Origin of the sequence: Acinetobacter rudis (genome assembly GCF_031157835.1) — a bacterium.
Taxonomy (GTDB): Bacteria; Pseudomonadota; Gammaproteobacteria; order Pseudomonadales; family Moraxellaceae; genus Acinetobacter; species Acinetobacter rudis_A.
Window position 1 is genome coordinate 1 of record NZ_JAVIDR010000022.1, and the last position, 19,477, is coordinate 19,477.

The window sequence follows — 19,477 nt, forward strand, 5'->3', positions numbered from 1 at the left end:
TACCAAAAGCTTTATAGCATAAGGTTAAGCGACGAAATGTGTCATATGGCTTACGCCAGTCACTTATATCCTCACCCCGAACGATGAGGTTTTACGCTCCATCGGATAAAAGAGTACGACTTTAAGTATCAGCTTCGAGTCTTCCTAAACGCCTGATTTATTCAGGCGTTTTTTATTTCTCATGCCTTCATGTGCATGAAACTTGCTTAGGTTTTAATCAAACTTATTTTCTTATTGGATTATCTCCTTATGCAAAAACCATCAAGCACACATAAAATCGAAGCCTTACTTGATCGTATTGGTAATACTGCAGTCGAAAGCTTTCATTATCTCGCATTATTTATTATTGGCTGTATGATTGCTTGGTCTGCAGTCCATACTGTTATTGAAATTTATACAGTAAAACCCTTTGCAACAATCGATGATATTTTATTGCTATTTATCTATTTAGAATTAGGCGCCATGGTTGGGATTTATTTTAAAACCAATCATATGCCTGTTCGTTTTCTTATTTATGTCGCAATTACTGCACTAACACGGTTACTCATTTCAAATGTACAACATGAACACAAAGCCAGTATGGACTTAATTATTATTACTGGTTCAATCTGTATTTTAACACTGGCAATTTTAATTGTGCGTTTCGCATCTTGGCATTACCCTTCCGTCATTCGTGCTAAACATCATGAACTCCCTTCTTCAACACATAAAACACCTCGCCCACAAGATGATGAACTTGCTTAAAGTGGAAAAGATTTGGGCTCTAGCTTAATTCTATAATATGTTAAACTCAGGACATCTTACCTTTGAGCATATGATTGTGTCTGAAATGAATTTTGAGCGCCTACAACAATTTTTTAGTCAGGTACCCAGTGTACAAGCAGATCGCATTGATGCTTACGGCAGTGATGGCCAACATGCTTGGTGGTTTAAGTTTCAGATTGATACAACTCATGAACTTGCTTGGCAAACGGTGCAAGAATTAGGACATGTACTAAACTATTTATCTACAAATGAACGTTTGCCAACTCAATTTTTACCCGTTTCTCCACCACCTTATATGAATGGTGTCGCACAAGATTTTCTTGCATGGGTCATCCAATGTAACCATCCAGATTTTACGCCAGATATTATTTGTGACTGGTTAGAGGCTCGTTTACCAAATCCGGTCAATGACCCTGAGCAATGGAAAATTAAAACAGATCTAAAAGAACTTGAGAAAATAAGTGATAAAGATTTAGATAAAATGATTCCACCAAATCTTTAAACGAAACAACCAATAAAAATCTTGTTCATCGTATAAAAAATAATGTTCATAACATAGGCTAAGACTCCAACTGACCTTTCGGCAGTGGAGTCTTAGCCATTAAAAATATGGTGAGTTATATTTAAAAGGTCGAGAGACCGCTCCACTCCATGAAACGATATAATCCGTACTTTAATTTAGATTCATCTGCATACTGAGCATAATCCACACTCATTTTCCGCCCATCTAAATTAAACCATGCTTGATCAAAATATTGTCTTGCATCCACGAATACTTGTTGATCACGATTTCCAAGCACTCTTAAATCTGTTTCCAAATTATAATTTTTTAAATTACGTGCTGTGAAGTTTGCTGAACCTAAGATTAACTCACTATCTTTTGTATTCGATTTAATGATCATTTTGCTATGACATTGTTCGCCTTGTGTATTACACCAACGTACATCAACACCAGCCTTATGTAGCTCCGATGCAACTTGTCGATTTGGAATTCCATTTTTTTCACGTCCAAAGGCATCTTTATTTGGATCTAGCAATATCCTTAATTTCACTCCACGTTGTTTTGCCGCAATTAAAGCATCAACTGTTTTACGTTCAGATAAATAAAACATTGCCAAGTCGAGTTGCTCTCCAGCTTTAGCACCATCAAGAAGTGCTAATAAAGCATTATAAATTGCAGCCTCTGTGAGTACTTGAGCTTGAGTTTGCACTGGTTCTTTCAAATCACCAAAAACTACTACTGGACTATCGCCACCAGACATTTTAGCTACAGGCCGCTCTGAACGTAATACGTCAACAGCAGTTGCACCACTCACCAACAAAGCCACATTGCTATGACGCGAACTACCATCATGTGGGTTTGCAGAGCTTACAATCGCTTTCCACCCTTCTGTCGTGTCTACAACAATAACCTTACGATGATTTGCCTTAAAATTGAATAAGTTCAAATAGCTCCGCAAAGTAATCTTTTCATTACCAAATGGATTAGTTAGCCAACCTGTTTCAGTATTATTTTTTAATCCCTGACAACATAAATACCAAAGACCAGACCAAACAGGATTTGATGCACGTAACGGTGTAAGGTCAGTTTCTATGACATCAATTCCAGCGCGGCGTAATTGAAAATACTGTTCAGATTGTGTGCCACCATAAACAGTATTAATTGGATCAGTAATAAACTTAATTTCAATATTAGGATTTTGTTTACGCTTGTTAACCAAAGCATCCGTTAATTCTTGGCTTAAAGGGCGAAATTGTTGTTTGGAATCACCATGGCTTGGGTTAAACAAGAACATATCAAGCACAATGGTACTTTGAGCTTGCTCAATCAACTTAAGTGTTTGATCAAAAATTTGTTGTTGTAATTGTTGTTGGCCTTGTGCATCAATATAAGTTTTATCTGCCAAAAACTGCACAGGTGTAGGTTTGAGTTGGCTACTATAATTTAAGCCCTCAGGCAAAGCTTTATGAGTGTGGTAAATTGCGGAAGACAAATATGTCAGCGCAAAAACACTTAAAATCACTCCAAAATAGCGACGCTTACTCCAGTTCAGTTCGCTGTGAATTTTTCTGAAAATACGCATAGATAACCACCTAATCCAATCAGCTCAGACTAGGTGGTATCACTTTAATTTTCAATATATATTTCGTGAAGAGTCTGCTTTAGAACTTAAAGTCGACACCCATAACGAAATTTCGTCCCATTTGAGGAATGCTAGGTAAGAATGACGCATGTTGATAGACTTTCTCATCGAGCAGATTATTTGCATTTAAAAATACACGGTACTCTTGTGCAATTTTATACTGACCAGTATAAGCTACACCAAGGTTAAGCATGTTATAGCTTGGCGTTTCCGATTCATATGCCGCAATTTTATCTTGCTGAAATACATGATAAAACTCAGCATTCCCACTCCAACGCTCATCAAATTGTGCATTGACTTTTGTTCCTAGACGGCCTGCTGGTATACGAGGTGCGTTGTCACTCTCAATCTTTCCTCGAACATAATCGCCAAATACACCGGCCTTATATCGTGGACTGAATTGATAATTTACTTCAGCTTCAGCACCATAAAACTTTGCTTTATCCTGACTATATTTAATCAGGCGAAAATCATGATAATGATCCAATGTTTTGGCATAAATAAAGTCATCAAACCATTGATGGTACACATTAAGCTTATAATCTAGACGATCATTATCATAACTTAAACCAAGCTCAAGATTATTTGATGCTTCCTTCTTCAAATCTTCATTACCTACTTCATAGGTATTGGTTGCAAAGTGTTTACCATCTGAATATAGCTCTTGTGCCAAAGGCAAACGTTGTTGATGCGATGCGCTAAATGAAAGTTGATAATCAGGTTTAAATTGCCAATGTGCTGCAGCAGAAGCTGATCCTGCTGTACCTGAATAATCTTTTTGTTTTGAATCAATATCAATTTTTTGATGATCAACTCGCCCAGCCAATTCAACTTTTACTGCATCATTGAGCTGCTTTTGTTCAAAGGCAAATAGACTATATTTTTGTGTGGTACTTGGCGCCATAATCGCCTCTTCACCCGTTAAATCTAGCTTTTGCTGACTGCCTTGCAAACCAATACTTCCTTCCCAACCTACAATAGGCAAATGGAACAGTTCAACACGACTATCATATGCTTTACTTTTAAACCGCGTAGTAATACTTTGCTCTTCTAACTCATCATGACGATAATCTGTATAACTAGCTTGAAATTTTAAACGTTTAAAACCTGCAAATGGATCGTTCAACTCTGAACGAAAATCATAACGCTCAGACACCATATCAATCCAAGGCCCCCCATGGTCGTGATCATGATCTCCATGATCGTGCTCATGGTCATGGTCATCTCCAGTCTCATCATGATCATGCTCAGCACAAGACAAACTCAAACCGTGTGTATGACAGGATTCATATTCATGACTATGCCCAGGTAAACCATATTGGTCTTTACGTTTACTATAAGCTAGACCTGTAAAGCCTCGATCACCAATCCAAGATAAGCCCACATTAAATTGGTCTGAGTCTGCAAAAGTATCAGCGACTCTACGCTCAGGATGATAATGAACATGATCCCCATGTGGTTCAGCAGCTAAATAGTCTGGGGCAATGTAGTTATTGGCTCGACGCGTCAAACCTTCTAAACGCAAAGCAAACTGCTCCCCCAAAGCCACTGTTGCACCCGCATGAGTGAGTTTTTCATCATTACCCGTGTTGTAACGAAAGCCAGCTTGTGCTTCATAACCTTTTTCAGGCATCTGAGTTAGAATTTTATTATCGACAACATTAACAACCCCAGCTGGTGTTCCTGCTCCATACAACAAAGCTTCAGGACCACGAATTAGTTCAATACTTTGAGCTAATTGCGGATCTACAGTAATGACGTGATCGGGAGATAACGTTGAAACGTCCATAGTATCACTGGCGTTGGTCGTAACTTTTAAACGAGCGCCCTCTTGCCCACGAATAACAGGACGACTTGCACCAGCACCAAACTGTCCAGACACAACTCCTGGTACCCCATGTAAAGCATCACCCAACGTACTCGGTGCTTGAGCAAGTTGATCTTGCTGAAGTTTTGCAACAGCCTTTTTTTGATCGGCATCTGCCGTCAGAATAATGGTTTCTAATTGCACTCGGGTTTGTTGTTCTTCTACCGCCCAAAGACTGCTATTGCAACTCAAAATCGATAATGTAAGGAGGCTTTTGGATAGGTTCATGTAGGTGTCCCGATATATTTTCAAAACGTTATAACATAACATTTAAGCTTTGAAAAGAGAGCATCTAAAAAGATGCCCTCTGTAAACTAATGTACAATCATTTGGAAGCCATTGAATGATTTTTATCCACCATGCAACAGAAATTGCTTAAATTTCGTTGCTGCAAATAAATAAAACTCATCAGCATAGCAACAATAAAATAATAAATAAAAGTAGGGTTTCTAAAAAAAAGATAATATTCTGTCAAACCACTCAGAATATACTGTAAGACAAATGCAAAACCAGCTAATCCAAGAAATTTTAATTGTTCATGATGCGTTCTAATGAACGTAAAGATAAAGTAAAATAATGGCAAAAATAAACTTATTAATAAACCGACAAATCCTATAATACCATTCGCTGCTAATTCATTTAAAAATATATTATGTGCATGTTGATAACATTCAGGAATTTTAGAGACTTCTGCTCGACGACAATTTTCCGCTTCGACACCATATAAACTCACCCCCATTACTGGTGCTTGTTCAAACATTTCTATTGCATTTTTCCAAAGTAAAATTCTGATACCTGTACTATTTTCATATTTATTTTGAATAATATTTTGTTGATCCGATTGAAAATGTCCTATACGACTCATTATAGGTGAGTTTGTATTGAGCAAATTAATTAACATAAATATAAAAACTGATCCTAACATAAGGGCAATTTTTTTCTTTTCCGTTCTAAAATAACTATAAATTAACACTAAAAAAATAATGGGTAGTGCAACCCAAGCACCTCTAGAACCATGAAGAATCAAATTAAATAGGGAAAATAGACTGAGAATAATAATAAAATATGAATACTTAGACTTATTATAAAAACCATAAAAAAGAGATAAAAGGGATACAGCAATAAAGCTAATATCATAACTAGCAATAGGATTAAAAAAAATGGTTAACTCACCGCGATGAAAGTTAAATTTAAGATTATAATAAAAAATATACAACCCTAAAAAAAGGACTCCCAAACAGACAACTTTAAAGAGATAATTAACTTTATAATGAATATGATCCAAAACCGTTGGCAAAAAGGCCAATGGAATTAATAAAACATAGAGACCAACCATACGCCGATATGTTGATAACGGACCACCCTTGGGAATTAAATCTAATCGATCAAAAATATAATATCCTAAAGCAACGGTAAAAAATCCAATTGAAGATACAATAAGCAAAGGCATAAAAACTTCAACTTTTTTATTTTTTACAAAAATAAAAATAAAACTTAAAGTTAATAAAATAGAAAATAACTTAACATTTATATCTTCATTAAAAATAAATGAAAAAATAAAGTAGATAATAAAAAGTGAAAAAATCATACTCTTTTTATCGATATTTACATTATCTAAACGTTTTATCGAAGCAAACACAAAAACACCAATTTTTTATTAATATCAATGGGCGCAGTGTAAATGAGTTAAATAAAAATTTAAATATATTCAAAACCCAATTTTACAAAACATGTAAAAGCTCAGTGATATCTATTGTTAAACTAGTTTAAGTTCGATAGAAAAGTATACGATCTCATGCCATTTACGCTCTCTCACATGGTACTCGCCCCTCCTATATATCATGTAACGCATAAGAAATTGCCCTTAGCAGCGTTAGCAATGGGGAGTATGACACCAGATCTATACCGTTTATTTACCTCTAGTGATATGGCTTTAACCCATCACTGGTCTAGTCTTTTCAGCTACAACTTGTTTTTTGGATCATTGCTTTGTCTGATATGGTACATGTTGTATCGTCCAGTACTTTACATTTTATTTAATCTTTCCCACCCATTAAAATTTCATACAAAAAAACAAATTATTCACTTTATTGCCTTAACTGCAATTGCAGTCATTTGTGGTGCCGCAACTCACTTGCTATGGGATGGCATAACCCATCTAGATTATCGTACCTTTGCTTTTCATGATTTTTTAGCCCAGCAGATTCAGTGGGGTTCACACAACTGGCCTATGCACTTAATACTACAAATTGCTTTTTCAATTATTAGCTTACCTATATTGCTTTGGATGACCTATCTATATTTTAAACGTCATCATGCACCTAAAATACGACCACATTGGATTAAATATTTTATGTGGGGACTTTTTAGCTTGAGTATTATGAGTGGTGTGCTCGGTTATTTATCTTTTGCATCTAGCGTATTACCCAATTTAATACATACTGACCCTTATTATTATTTAGGTCGCTCGTTAAATTATTTTTTTCGCTACTTTCTACTTATTTTTAGTTTAGGCTGCTTGATCTTTCAGTATATTCAAAAATACACAGCATACAATTCAAACTGTTTACTCATTAAGGAGTCAAAATGACTCTTTTGGGGCTACAAGACCTAAAAACAAAACCCTTGTTTCAGGTGAAATATCGCTGTTTTTATATCTAGTTCTTGTGACTACTCCTTCAAAGAGGCATAATTGAGTGTTTTCTATCGGTAACCCTTTAAAATCGGTTACGTTATATCTAATTTAATTGACTCTAATAGAAGTGGACTTAACACGCCATGATGCGAACACATTACTGTGGCTCATTAACAGAAGCCCAAATTGACCAAACAGTGACATTATGCGGTTGGGTACACCGTCGCCGCGATCATGGCGGTGTAATCTTCCTCGACATGCGAGACCGTGATGGTTTAGTTCAGGTTGTTATCGATCCTGATACTCCTGAAGCATTCTCTACTGCTGATAAAGCACGTTCAGAATTTGTTCTAAAAGTTACTGGCCGCGTTCGTCGCCGCTATGCTGGTACTGAAAATGCCAACATGACTAGTGGCCAAATCGAAGTACTGGGTAAAGAAATTGAAGTTCTTGCCAGCTCTGAAACACCGCCATTCCCACTTAATGATGACACTGTAAATATTTCTGAAGATGTACGTTTAAAATATCGTTTCTTAGATATTCGTCGTCCAGAAATGTTGGATCGTTTACGTTTCCGTTCAAAAGTTACTAATTTAATCCGTAATTATCTTGATGACCACGGTTTCCTTGATGTTGAAACACCTATCTTGACTCGTGCAACCCCAGAAGGTGCACGTGACTATTTAGTTCCAAGTCGTGTTTCAAATGGTAGTTTCTATGCTTTACCACAATCACCACAATTGTTTAAACAATTGCTTATGGTTGGTGGTATTGATCGTTACTACCAAATTGCAAAATGCTTCCGTGATGAAGACTTACGTGCTGACCGTCAACCAGAATTTACTCAAATCGACATTGAAACATCATTCCTAAATGATGATGAAATCATGGATTTGATGGAAGGTATGACCGTTAAACTTTTCAATGAATTACTTGGTATTCAATTTGATAAGTTCCAACGCATGCCATATAGCGAAGCAATGCGTGACTATGCATCAGATAAACCGGACTTACGTATTCCATTAAAATTAGTAGATGTTGCTGATTTAATGCAAGAAGTAGAATTTAAGGTTTTTGCAGGTCCTGCTAAAGATCCTAAAGGTCGTATTGCTGCACTACGTGTACCTGGAGCTGCATCACTACCACGTAGTCAAATTGATGAATACACCAAATTCGTAGGTATCTACGGTGCCAAAGGTCTTGCTTACATTAAAGTTAATGAACTTGAAAAAGGCATTGAAGGCTTACAATCACCGATCGTCAAATTTATTGAACCAATCGTAATGGAACTATTGGCACGTGTAGGTGCTCAAAATGGTGACATCGTTTTCTTTGGTGCAGATAAAGCTAAAGTTGTAAATGATGCAATGGGCGCACTTCGTGTCAAAATTGGTCATGATATGAATATGGCAACTTGTGAATGGGCACCACTTTGGGTTGTTGACTTCCCAATGTTTGAAGAAGTGGATGAAGGTAAATGGACTTCGGTTCACCACCCATTTACACTTCCAAAATCAAGTGTTGAAGATGTGAAAAACAACCCAGGTGAAGCACTATCAGTCGCTTACGATATGGTATTGAACGGTACTGAAATTGGTGGTGGTTCGCTTCGTATTTATACACTTGAAATGCAAAAAGCCATTTTTGAAGCACTTGGTATTAGTGATGAAGAAGCTGAAGAGAAATTTAGCTTCTTACTCAATGCACTAAAATATGGTGCTCCTCCTCATGGTGGTTTGGCATTTGGTTTAGATCGTCTAGTTATGCTTATGACAGGCGCTTCATCTATTCGTGATGTAATTGCATTCCCGAAAACTAAAACAGCTGAATGTCCATTGACTCAAGCACCTGCACCAGTTGAAGCCAATCAACTACGTGATCTTGGTATTCGTTTACGTGAAAAAGCAAAAGTTGAAGCTTAATTTTAATAGCTTTACTTGAAAAGAAGCTCGCTTATTAGCGAGCTTCTTTTTTTCAAAAGAAAGAAATTAGACAAATTAACTGAAGATTGTTCTATACCAATACAAATGGCATAATAAACGCCCTTCTTGTTACTGGAATTTAATTATGGCTATGCGTTCTGATGTACGTCGTCATACAATTGTTCTTATTGCTTTTGCAATCATTCAATGGGGGTTTATGCGTTACATTGTTGATCAAGAATTATTTAATTTAACCACATATCAACGCATTTTATTTTTTTGTGTAAGTAGTTTTGGTGGTGCATTTTTAATTTTTGGTGCCTTCATTTATATGGTACTGAAAGGCAACCAATCGGATCAAACTTAATTCACTTCAATTTGGATTTTTATTCATGTCTCATAGAAAGTATCTTGTCACAATTCAAAAACCTGGTGAAACCCGTTTTGATACTTTCTTTAGCAAGAACAATTTTCAAATCGAAGACTTTAGACTTGTTGGTGTTAAAGGCTTAGAACTCTCTACCAAACAATATTTTGAACTAGCAGTTGCGAATCACCCCATTCCATTAACACCAGCCGAACTTGGCTGCACCCTCTCACACTTAGAGGCTTTACAAGACTTTTTAACATCTGAAGCAAAATATGCTTATGTATTTGAAGATGACGTAATTTTTAAAACAGAAGTAGATTTTGATCAAGAGTTAGAATTTCTAGGAGAAGGCTTTATTCTCAGTTTAGGTGGTATCAAACTGCATATTTGTCAAAAAGCCCGAGGTAATCTACTCAAACAGAAATATGCCAATAAACCAATATTAAAACTACACCCATTTTTTAGTGATAAAGCATTTTATGCAATGGGCTATGTGATGGATAAAAAAGCGGCACAAGCATATATTGAGTTTCACAAAGTAATCCAACATGCTGATGCATGGCAGCTCTTTCTTCAGCAACAACCTGAAATCAACTTCTACTTTACCGATATACTAGAGCACCCCGAACTTAACTTTGTAAATAACACTCAAAGCTCAATTGAAAATGAACGCCTGCAAATTATTAAACCAGCTGAATTTCCAAACTCTTTCTACATTTTACTGAAAAAATATTTGCAGCTTAAATTTTTTCGTATACATAAAAAAATGTTGCGACGAAAAACTCAACGTTATCCAAATAGCTAAAATAAAAATATTTTATAGTGGCACTCTTACACCATTAAATTTATTTAAAAAGATTTTTTTCAGTTTCCGTCTCCAATAGCGGAAATAAGAAGATTTTTTCTGAGCATAAGCTCCGCATGCCAGCCGTTCGCTTTCGAGATAACTTAAGTGCTTTGCATTTGCAATAATAGGATGATCAAATAAATAGCATGCATAAAAACTAAATGGCTGAGTATAGTTAGTTAACTCCTGCCAGTGATCATATATCTTGGGTGTTTGATGATAATCAAGCAACAACTCAGCCATTTTTCGATCGACTATATAAGCATAGGCATAAGCTAAGTTTTCTAAAAAATCTGAATCAACTTCTAAGATTTTTTCCCCTATTAGTGTTGTATCTATATACCGACCTCGTACTCGATCACAAATTTTAAATTGAATACCACCCAAACTTAGAAAAAAACAGGGTTTAAGTGCCAAAGATGTTACTAAGTCATTTAATTGAGCTAAATCAATAGGAAAACGCTCAATTACATCATCTTCAAAAACAATAGCATACTCATCTTCTGACTGAAGAAAATCACGAAGTGCTGCAAGATGAGACAATGTACAACCGAGCTCTCCAGGTGTAAGTGCTTTTAACTGGCCAGCAACAGCCAATTTAAAATATTCTTCTACATTCAGTTGCTTACCAATTACACCAAATTTTTTAAAATTTTCAATTTCACCCTTAAAAGTTGTTTGTCCAAAAAAATTGTATAAGCGCGGACTATCAACATCCTCAATACTTATTAAATATTTCTTCATTAGATTGGCTATAAATTATTTTAAACATGTTCATTGTACTCTAGAATTACATCATTTATAAATCAATAAATCAGGCATTTTCTTTGCGTCTTTTGATTCTCATATCAATACAGAAATGAAAACAAGATAATGTTTATTATTTATAAAAATTTATAAATTTAAGATAGTTACAATAGATATAGCCCGCATCTTTTATATTCAATTCATTCAACTCGTTTTTTGATCAAAAGATCATTTTGGCTTATTTTTTATAGGTCTTCAGCAAGATTCTTAAAACGACATTACGCAAACTACTCTTTAATAGAAAGTGATATATAACTCAATTTTCTCAATAAAAATGTAAATTATTTGACCAACAATGCAGAAGTCTTTATTTTAAATGGCTATTTAGAATTTTCCTTTTACGATGAATCGCTTAATTAAACGCTATCTATTAGAAAAAAACCTACAGGTTTCACCTGTCATCCGTTCAGTATTACGATTGTTTAAACAGGGTGAAATTAAAACCATCTATTGGATAGATCAGCTTGAGTCTCATAAATTAGAAACATTATTCAAAAATGATGATGTTATTTCTGTAGCGCCATGTATCAACCATCAAAACAATATAATTTCTACTCAAAAGCTTGAGACAAATCTTTATCTTTTTAAAAATGCTTATATTCATCCTCGTTCAAGCCATTTTATTTATGGGCCCCAGCATGATCTCATGATGGAGCGAGTTACTGGAGCGAATTTGGCTTATTGTAATTATGCTACTGGTTACTTACGATTTCATAATCAAACCCATGCAATGATTAAAAACCAGTTTAGGTCTAACAAGCAAGATGCTCATTACAATACCTTATATCTAGGTGGTAATGGGGTAACTAACTATTATCATTGGCTTATTGAAGTTGCGCCCAAACTATTATTGATTACACCGAATCTCTTAAAAAAATATAAAATCAAATATTTAATTCTAGATCACACTATTCAACAGCTCCCCTCATTTCAAGAAATATTAAAATTATTTTTAAAACAACAACAGCTCTCTATAGAGGTGATCTACAGAAATAAAAATGAGATATCTATTGTTAATAATCTATTCTATATTAATCATCGGAACAATTTCGTTTATAACTCACAGATTAAATTATCATCACATGAGTTTTCATATGTTTGTCCTCAACTGATTAATAAAGTACGCGATGTGTGTTTAGGACAGGCCAATAAAATAGTTAAAAATAGAACATATCCTGAAAAAATTTTCTTAGCTAGAAAACCAGAATCAGTTCGTACATATAATCAAGATGAAATATTAGCCTATTTTTTACAACAAGGCTTTACTGCCGTCTATTTAGAGGATTATTGTTTTTTAGAGCAAGTATTATTATTTAACCATGCAAAATTTATTATCGGTCCAACAGGTGCTGCATGGTCAAATCTTATTTTTTGCCAAACAGCGACACAAGCCCTCAGTTGGCTTCCAATACAAATTTCAGAATTCTCTGTATTTTCAACATTGGCTCATATTGTACAATGTGATATGCAATTCATTTTAGCTCATCCACAAGACCCACTAAATGCTCATAGTAACTACAACGTAAAATTAGACCATATCAGCCAACTATATGCGGACATGTTAAATCAAAACTAAATGTATTCTTTATATTTAACGCACTTTCCCATTTTAGCTATTCTTATTGGTGTAGAATACAGTCAGTATTAAGAGATTATTATTTGCCATATGAAACGTGTAATTTTAAAAAAGTGGTATAAATTTCAACAGAGTAGACTAGAGAAAAAATTTGACTCTCATTGGTATATTCGTTTTGGCTGGTTGAATCAACAATTTTCAAATTTAGAACAACTCAAAAACCTGCACGAAATTCATTCACCAAAAAAATTCACTTTTGCAGACTGTTTCTATGCAAAACACCAAGATCGTCATTTTATTTTTTTTGAAGAAGTGGATGACCTACATCCCGTTGGCTTCTTATCTGTCCTTGAAGTTTTTAAAGATGGGCACTACAGCCAACCACAACCTGTAATGCAACTTGATTACCATCTTTCCTACCCATGTGTATTTCAAGTTGGACAAGCTTGGTACATGATTCCAGAAACATGTGTAAATAAAACCATTGAATTATGGAAAGCTACTGATTTTCCATATAAATGGGAAAAACATTCAAATTTGATGGAAAATATTGCTGCAGCGGACACTACGCCTTTTTACCATGAGGGAATGTGGTACTTATTTACTTCAACACGTCGTAATTGTAAGAAGTTTGGCGATCGTCTTGATCTTTTTTATACTAAAGACATCTTAAATCCAGACTGGAAAGAGCATCCTAAAAATCCAGTATGTAAAGGCAGAGTACAATATCGCATGGCTGGTAAGCCTTTTTACAGTCAGGGTAAATTAATCAGACCAAGTCAAGATTCGTTAAAACGTTATGGTGGACAGATTCAACTCCATCATATTACTCAACTCAGCCCAACTGATTATAGTGAGCACCTGATTGAAGATATTCATGCAAACTGGCACGAGATGGATGATGGATGCCACACAATTGATGTACATGAAGATTTTGTAGTCATGGATGCAATACGTCTAACAGCTAAAACACCAACTAATAACTAATCTATCTTTTAATAAAATTATCTTGCAAGGCTAATCTCTATATAAGCATTGTTCTGCAAGATAATTTTAATTCACTATTTCTTACATTCTTCTCTTCTCTGATCACAAATAAAGGTACCAACATATAAATAAAGAAATACGGTTTTGACCTAAAAACATCAAATAACAATTTAAAAATCACAAAACTTACTTATTTTACAGCATCCCCACTTCACCTATTATTTAAAATCTCATTATCAACGTTTGATTTACTTTTCTGATTAGACCTTACTTTACAATACCAACTTGACCACAACTGAACAACAAAATCATTTTAATCGTTTTATTTTGGCAAGAAATTAATAACAAAATTAATTTAATTTTAAACACTTAAACAATAACAACAATATTTAACTCTTTTGTATTACTACTTTTTTTGCTAACGTACCTCATCCTAAGGATAAAAAATGATTGAGCAATCATCACAACATTGAGATAGTAAATGTCTGATAAATTAAAGATCTTACATATAGCGAATTTTAAAACTGAACATAATGGTAGTATGTTCTATAATACTGATACCAAAATTCAGCACGGTCTAATCGAGCTTGGACATTATGTTCATGGTTTTGACTATAAATATATGGTACGTAAAAGTAATATTTTTAATACCACCTCATTATCACATAAAAAAACACATCAACAATTACTTGAGTTATGCGAAAACATACACTTTGATTTAATTTTAATTGGACATATCCAACTCCCTATAGACTTACTTGAAAAAATCAAAGCAATTCATCCATGTAAAATTGCAATGTGGTTTGTCGATCCGATTAATGAACCTCATCGTCTAGAACACTTTAAAGCAATGCAATCACAGGTTGATGCAATTTTTGCGACTACAGCTGGTGAATGCTTAAAGCAACTTTCTTCAAATCTTCCGCAACCTATATGTGCATTTACACCCAATATTAGCCTTGCGTCGATTGAACACCCTCGTTGTGATTGGAACAATTATCAATACGATGTTATTTTCTGTGGCTCTAACTCTAAATATCCCGAACGTGAACAGTTTATTCAATCATTAGTTGAACAACTCCCTGCACTAAAATTTAAGCTCGGGGCATGCTTAGGACATCCACCGTTATTTGGACATCATTATCAAACAGCAGTGCAACAAAGCCTGATGAGTATTAACTATTCAAAATATAATGATATTTATATGTATAGTAGTGATCGTCTCGCACAATTAACAGGTATGGGAAGTCTTGTTTTTACAGCTAAAACACCAGGTTTAGAATTACTTTTCCCAAATGATTGTGTTGTTTATTTCGATCATATTGATGATGTTATTAAAAAGCTCACATACTTTCATAAACATCCAGAACATGCTATTGAAATAGCTCAAAAAGGCTATCAATTAGCACATCAACGCTTTGAAGCAAAAAATGTACTACAACAGTGGATTAACCTTTTGTATCAATATCCTTTAAACTCTGTATGGCAACAAGAGGTTTATCACAAAGGACAAAGAATCCAATATGTCTAAAGCATCTTTATTAATTATTTGTATATCATTAAAACAATCCGTCGCACGCCGAAATAATATTACGGACGAGATACAGCAGTTAGAGCAGCTCTGTCCTGAACTATCTATCGACTTTAAGTTTTTTGATGGAATATATGGCAAAGATCTTGCCCCTGAATATTTATCTTTTATCAACATCGCTAGAGAACAAGCTGGATTATGTCAACGTCCTCTAGTGACTGGTGAAATTGGCTGCTTATTAAGTCATTTATTTGTTTGGCAACGTTTAATCAATGGGGACTACGATCAATACCAACGTGTCATTATTATTGAAGATGATGTTTATCTAAATAAAAATAGGCTCAATGAAAAATTACTCGATATTCAAAACTCCAAAGAAGACTTTATATTTTTGGGTGGACATGCGCTAAAATCAAGAACAAGAATTCATGGTTATGCTTCAGATAACCAACTGTATTTTAACATGTTAGGGCCTTCTTATTTATACAGCACAGCTTGTGCTTATAGTCTAAACAAAGCAGCTGCTACAGATTTTTTATATAAACTTATAGCAAAACCCACTTTTGTTGATGACTGGCAATATCTACTTAAAGATCGCTTTAAAGTAATGCATTATTTTTGCTTTGAGCAAGGTGGTGAAGAAGATAGTACTATTGGTAGTAATCGAGTAGATGTAAAACCATCAACCACGATTGATCGCCTCAAGAAAAATTTACCCAAAATTATGCAAGATCTAGTGGCAAGATTAAAACTTCTCGTGGTGTTTAAACGATGCACTTCTTTAAGTCAATTTTTCAAACAAGCTGGTGAAGATGGCTATCGCATTGATCAATGATTAATTTACTATCACCATTTATTCTCCTCATAAAAAAGAGACCGATATAAATCGGTCCCTTTTAAGCGATTACAATTCACACTCGCAGATTATTTATACTGCTCTTAAAGTGGATGCTCTTGATAATAACAATATACTTCAGATACTAAAGCTTGATGCTGTTTTGCAATTTGTTCAAAACAATACTTTTCCAAAGCTTCTTTTTTGCCTTGTACAGCCATCTGAAAGGCTTCATCTGGGTGAGAAATTAAATATTCAAAACCATCCGCTAAACTTTCTGCATCACCAGCTTTTGCGCACCAAGCATTAATCTTATGTTTAGCCGTTTGCTGGATTCCAATATCATCCGTTGTAATAAGCGTTTTGCCCCATGCAAAAGCATCTAATATGCCAATCCCTTGAATTTCGGTAATTGAGGGTAAAGCGATAATATCTGCATTTTGTATAATTGCAATTTTTTCATCTCCCCCAATCCAACCAGGAAATTGTACTTGTTCAGTTAAACCTAACTGATTTGCCAAGGCCTTATAATTTTCAAGCTGTTCTCCTTGCCCCGCTAAAATAGCAGTGAAAGCAACTCCTCTCTTTTTTAACAGCGCCAAAGCTTCGATCAAGATATGTACCCCTTTATTCGGTACCATCCGTGTCAACATTGCAATATTTACAGGTTTTTTTAAATGCTGAGGATTAGCTTCAACTTTAGGTAGGTATGTTAAGTTAGAGATTACCTTATGTGGTTTATTGACCCGATCTGACTCAGTTTGCAAAGCTTGTACAAGCGATTGAACATACGGCGTAATATGCAAAAAAGCATCTGCACGAATCGTGCGCTTCACATTATGACTATGATTAACAGCAATAATAGGTATTTTTTTCTTCATCCCTATCATGGCATTTTTAAATAACCATACAGCTTTACCACTATGTGCAATAATCACATCTGGTTGTTGTTCATGAATATACTGACGTATCTTTAGCGCAGCTGAAATGCTATAGAAACCCGTATTGGCTATAACATCTATTGGCCATTCACCACTGTTTAAATGCGCATTTTCCTTACCACGTAATAACACTACATTATGCCCATAGCCTTTTAGAGTATTTGCGATATCTAAAACAGCCTGCCAACGACCACCAGTTGCATCACCATAAACAGTGTTAATGATTTTTAAAGTTTTCAAGAGAATAACCTATCCTCAAAATATTGAGATAATTGTAAACTTGGCGAATATTCTATCGCTTTTAATGTCAAGTCTTCCGCATCAGTATGTGATAACTGTGTTAAAGATCGAATATTTATATAGCGATCGTCTTGTAATCGGCTAAGAACTTGATTAAATTTTTCATCAGGTTGAAAGTGTGCAGGATAATAAACCACCAAAGGACGCATAGCAGTCAAACTTTCCATAATCATTGACATAGAGTCTGCGCCACAATAGACACGCTCACTTACTGCAAGGAATTGGTGTAGTACTGCTTTTGGAGCCTCACTCCACCAGACAACATCTGCTATATACTCAAAATTTAAATACTGTTGTAAACACTTTTCAGCTGTAGCTCCAGTACGCCTAGATGTACTCAGAAGCCACTTAATTCCCTGCTGTCTTGCGACTAGATTCATTTGTTTGGCAAGATTAATCCAATCTTCATCAGTATATTGTGCACCAGCCCCATCCCCACCAATCAGCATAGACCACAATTTCTGATCAACATGAGGATGTTCATGGCGCCATAGTTCGGCTTGTGTAGATAATACAGTTTGATCCAAAGCAACAGGAGAAACTTTTAGACTAATAAATGGTGGGGGCATATTTTGTTCAAGTACCAAAATTGCATCAAACAAATCGGCCTTTAAATGTCTCAATGACCCACAAAAAATATTTTTAGCTTGATAAGCCCGAGCAATCCATGCCACAGCATAAGCAGAATTCCCACCTGCACCAATCACTACATCAGGCTTCGTTTCTACCAAAATATCACCATGATAAAAATGAGACAATTTGGAAAGATCAGGAATACTCTTATTAAGCAACCAAGCCAAAGGACGGCGTAAAAAAGGCTTACTCAGCTTGAGCTCAATCCAATGGACATCTAAGTGGTATCGTTGGGCTAAAGCAAATAACACACCTTTAGACTGATTATAATGCCCTGGTACTCCATCACTAATTACCCAGACTACTTTGGTACTTTTCATTATTTCAGTCATTTGATATTTCTCGATAAACCTTAAGTGTATTCGCAGTCATTGCCTCTAAAGTCAATTGATCCTGAGCCAAGCGGTATAATGGCTGTGAACACTGTTGTAAATCTGGATAGTTTGCTACGCTTTGCTGAATAAGTTGTCTTAAGGCAAGTACATCGTCTACTGGGCAAATAAGCCTTTCAGGTAAAATCTGAGCAACCATTCCAACTTCAGTTGAAATCACTGGACAATGCATTAATAAAGCCTCGGCCAATGTATATGGTCCACCTTCTTTTCTAGATGAAATCACCAAAAAACTAGCTTGCTGTAGTAAAGCATTAATGTCGTCACGTTGCCCCAATAACTGCACAGTTTTAGTCAAATTTAAGCGTTGAATTTGTTGCTCTAAAGCTTCTCTTTCAGGACCTTCACCCACGATCCATAATTGAGCATTAATACCTTGCCAAGCTTCAATTAATACATCAAAACCCTTTACCGAAACCAAACGCCCAATAGCTATCGCTTGTAGTGGCTGTTGTACAGCTAATCTTGTAACTTTTTCAGGCTGTTGAACTCCATTTAAAACAACACGAACACGTGTGGTATCTGTAAATAATTGAGCAACATTTTGGCTTACACTAATAATGCGATCGAATTTTTTAAATACCTTGGTATTTTTCTTCAAACCGTGAACTGTCACAACACTAGGGATATTTAACCAAGCTAATAAAGGCGAGACCATTGCAGCGGCCTTACTTGCTTGGACATGTAATAAATCTGCCTGAGTTGACTTGATCGTCTTATAAAGTTGCCAAAGCAATATAGGATTATTCCGACTTTTACTTAAATCTACAGCCTTAAATATGACCCCATGCACCCGTGTTGCATATTTTTGATGGGCTATTAATGTTACTTTTTGCCCAGCTCTAACTAATGCATTCGCTAATTCAACAACATGTTTTTCTAGTCCACCTTCCTCATCACCGGCCATAACCATACAAATATGCAT

17 protein-coding genes are annotated in these 19,477 nt (G+C 35.3%); 10 read left to right on the plus strand and 7 right to left on the minus strand.

The window, feature by feature from the left end:
- Positions 1-249 precede the first annotated feature (249 nt).
- Together RFH42_RS14535 and RFH42_RS14540 are read left to right on the plus strand one after the other, a co-directional pair.
- Entirely contained in the window at positions 250-744 is a 495-nt protein-coding gene (locus RFH42_RS14535; protein WP_308976496.1) for a phosphate-starvation-inducible protein PsiE, read from the plus strand.
- 76 nt (positions 745-820) lie between these two features.
- On the plus strand, positions 821-1,267 hold the full coding sequence (locus RFH42_RS14540) for a hypothetical protein (protein WP_308976497.1): 447 nt from the start codon (positions 821-823) through the stop codon (positions 1,265-1,267).
- 121 nt (positions 1,268-1,388) lie between these two features.
- Here RFH42_RS14540 and RFH42_RS14545 read toward each other — a convergent pair whose 3' ends face one another.
- From RFH42_RS14545 to RFH42_RS14555, 3 genes are all read right to left on the minus strand, one after another.
- Positions 1,389-2,849 (minus strand): phospholipase D family protein, encoded by a 1,461-nt coding sequence (locus RFH42_RS14545; protein WP_308976498.1) that lies wholly within the window; start codon positions 2,847-2,849, stop codon positions 1,389-1,391.
- A gap of 79 nt (positions 2,850-2,928) precedes the next feature.
- Positions 2,929-5,004: a zinc piracy TonB-dependent receptor ZnuD gene (znuD, locus tag RFH42_RS14550; protein ID WP_308976499.1), complete on the minus strand. Its 2,076-nt coding sequence runs from the start codon at positions 5,002-5,004 to the stop codon at positions 2,929-2,931.
- A gap of 97 nt (positions 5,005-5,101) precedes the next feature.
- The gene (locus RFH42_RS14555; RefSeq protein WP_308976501.1) at positions 5,102-6,415 is read right to left on the minus strand and encodes an O-antigen ligase family protein; all 1,314 of its coding nucleotides are present in this window, start codon (positions 6,413-6,415) and stop codon (positions 5,102-5,104) included.
- A 156-nt stretch (positions 6,416-6,571) separates the two neighbouring features.
- On the opposite strand from RFH42_RS14555, the gene RFH42_RS14560 reads away from it, so the two are divergent.
- From RFH42_RS14560 to RFH42_RS14575, 4 genes are all read left to right on the plus strand, one after another.
- Complete coding sequence (locus tag RFH42_RS14560) at positions 6,572-7,366, plus strand: DUF4184 family protein (RefSeq protein ID WP_308976502.1); 795 nt, start codon at positions 6,572-6,574, stop codon at positions 7,364-7,366.
- Positions 7,367-7,554: 188 nt separating this feature from the next.
- The gene (gene aspS / locus RFH42_RS14565) at positions 7,555-9,333 is read left to right on the plus strand and encodes an aspartate--tRNA ligase (RefSeq protein ID WP_308976504.1); all 1,779 of its coding nucleotides are present in this window, start codon (positions 7,555-7,557) and stop codon (positions 9,331-9,333) included.
- A gap of 145 nt (positions 9,334-9,478) precedes the next feature.
- Complete coding sequence (locus tag RFH42_RS14570; protein WP_308976505.1) at positions 9,479-9,700, plus strand: hypothetical protein; 222 nt, start codon at positions 9,479-9,481, stop codon at positions 9,698-9,700.
- A gap of 25 nt (positions 9,701-9,725) precedes the next feature.
- Positions 9,726-10,508 (plus strand): glycosyltransferase family 25 protein, encoded by a 783-nt coding sequence (locus tag RFH42_RS14575; protein WP_308976507.1) that lies wholly within the window; start codon positions 9,726-9,728, stop codon positions 10,506-10,508.
- Between the two features lie 12 nt (positions 10,509-10,520).
- On the opposite strand, the gene RFH42_RS14580 is transcribed toward RFH42_RS14575, so the two are convergent.
- The gene (locus tag RFH42_RS14580; RefSeq protein ID WP_308976508.1) at positions 10,521-11,294 is read right to left on the minus strand and encodes a glycosyltransferase family 25 protein; all 774 of its coding nucleotides are present in this window, start codon (positions 11,292-11,294) and stop codon (positions 10,521-10,523) included.
- Between the two features lie 481 nt (positions 11,295-11,775).
- Here RFH42_RS14580 and RFH42_RS14585 point away from each other — a divergent pair, with 481 nt between their 5' ends.
- From RFH42_RS14585 to RFH42_RS14600, 4 genes are all read left to right on the plus strand, one after another.
- Positions 11,776-12,933, plus strand: coding sequence for a glycosyltransferase family 61 protein (locus RFH42_RS14585; RefSeq protein ID WP_308976510.1), 1,158 nt, complete (start codon positions 11,776-11,778; stop codon positions 12,931-12,933).
- A 90-nt stretch (positions 12,934-13,023) separates the two neighbouring features.
- Positions 13,024-13,920 (plus strand): glucosamine inositolphosphorylceramide transferase family protein, encoded by an 897-nt coding sequence (locus RFH42_RS14590; protein WP_308976511.1) that lies wholly within the window; start codon positions 13,024-13,026, stop codon positions 13,918-13,920.
- Positions 13,921-14,401: 481 nt separating this feature from the next.
- Entirely contained in the window at positions 14,402-15,451 is a 1,050-nt protein-coding gene (locus tag RFH42_RS14595; protein WP_308976513.1) for a glycosyltransferase, read from the plus strand.
- Positions 15,444-16,286, plus strand: coding sequence for a glycosyltransferase family 25 protein (locus RFH42_RS14600; RefSeq protein ID WP_308976515.1), 843 nt, complete (start codon positions 15,444-15,446; stop codon positions 16,284-16,286). Before RFH42_RS14595 ends, RFH42_RS14600 begins: the two co-directional genes overlap by 8 nt.
- A gap of 104 nt (positions 16,287-16,390) precedes the next feature.
- Here the strand turns inward: RFH42_RS14600 and RFH42_RS14605 are convergent, their stop codons facing one another.
- The 3 genes from RFH42_RS14605 to RFH42_RS14615 are packed head-to-tail and all read right to left on the minus strand — an operon-like array spanning position 16,391 to position 19,477.
- Positions 16,391-17,467, minus strand: a complete 1,077-nt coding sequence (locus RFH42_RS14605) for a glycosyltransferase family 4 protein (RefSeq protein ID WP_308976517.1) — start codon at positions 17,465-17,467, stop codon at positions 16,391-16,393.
- A complete protein-coding gene (locus tag RFH42_RS14610; RefSeq protein WP_308976518.1) occupies positions 17,464-18,492 on the minus strand; it encodes an ELM1/GtrOC1 family putative glycosyltransferase in 1,029 nt (342 codons plus the stop codon). The genes RFH42_RS14605 and RFH42_RS14610 overlap by 4 nt, the downstream gene beginning before the upstream one ends.
- On the minus strand, positions 18,485-19,477 hold the full coding sequence (locus RFH42_RS14615) for a glycosyltransferase (protein WP_308976519.1): 993 nt from the start codon (positions 19,475-19,477) through the stop codon (positions 18,485-18,487). Before RFH42_RS14615 ends, RFH42_RS14610 begins: the two co-directional genes overlap by 8 nt.

Bases quoted from the DNA above. Each gene is read 5' to 3' on its own strand.
- RFH42_RS14535 (WP_308976496.1), top strand. From the start codon at position 250: ATGCAAAAACCATCAAGCACACATAAAATCGAAGCCTTACTTGATCGT.
- RFH42_RS14545 (WP_308976498.1), bottom strand. From the start codon at position 2,849: ATGCGTATTTTCAGAAAAATTCACAGCGAACTGAACTGGAGTAAGCGT.
- znuD (WP_308976499.1), bottom strand. From the start codon at position 5,004: ATGAACCTATCCAAAAGCCTCCTTACATTATCGATTTTGAGTTGCAAT.
- RFH42_RS14560 (WP_308976502.1), top strand. From the start codon at position 6,572: ATGCCATTTACGCTCTCTCACATGGTACTCGCCCCTCCTATATATCAT.
- aspS (WP_308976504.1), top strand. From the start codon at position 7,555: ATGATGCGAACACATTACTGTGGCTCATTAACAGAAGCCCAAATTGAC.
- RFH42_RS14570 (WP_308976505.1), top strand. From the start codon at position 9,479: ATGGCTATGCGTTCTGATGTACGTCGTCATACAATTGTTCTTATTGCT.
- RFH42_RS14575 (WP_308976507.1), top strand. From the start codon at position 9,726: ATGTCTCATAGAAAGTATCTTGTCACAATTCAAAAACCTGGTGAAACC.
- RFH42_RS14580 (WP_308976508.1), bottom strand. From the start codon at position 11,294: ATGAAGAAATATTTAATAAGTATTGAGGATGTTGATAGTCCGCGCTTA.
- RFH42_RS14590 (WP_308976511.1), top strand. From the start codon at position 13,024: ATGAAACGTGTAATTTTAAAAAAGTGGTATAAATTTCAACAGAGTAGA.
- RFH42_RS14595 (WP_308976513.1), top strand. From the start codon at position 14,402: ATGTCTGATAAATTAAAGATCTTACATATAGCGAATTTTAAAACTGAA.
- RFH42_RS14600 (WP_308976515.1), top strand. From the start codon at position 15,444: ATGTCTAAAGCATCTTTATTAATTATTTGTATATCATTAAAACAATCC.
- RFH42_RS14610 (WP_308976518.1), bottom strand. From the start codon at position 18,492: ATGACTGAAATAATGAAAAGTACCAAAGTAGTCTGGGTAATTAGTGAT.
- RFH42_RS14615 (WP_308976519.1), bottom strand. From the start codon at position 19,477: ATGCATATTTGTATGGTTATGGCCGGTGATGAGGAAGGTGGACTAGAA.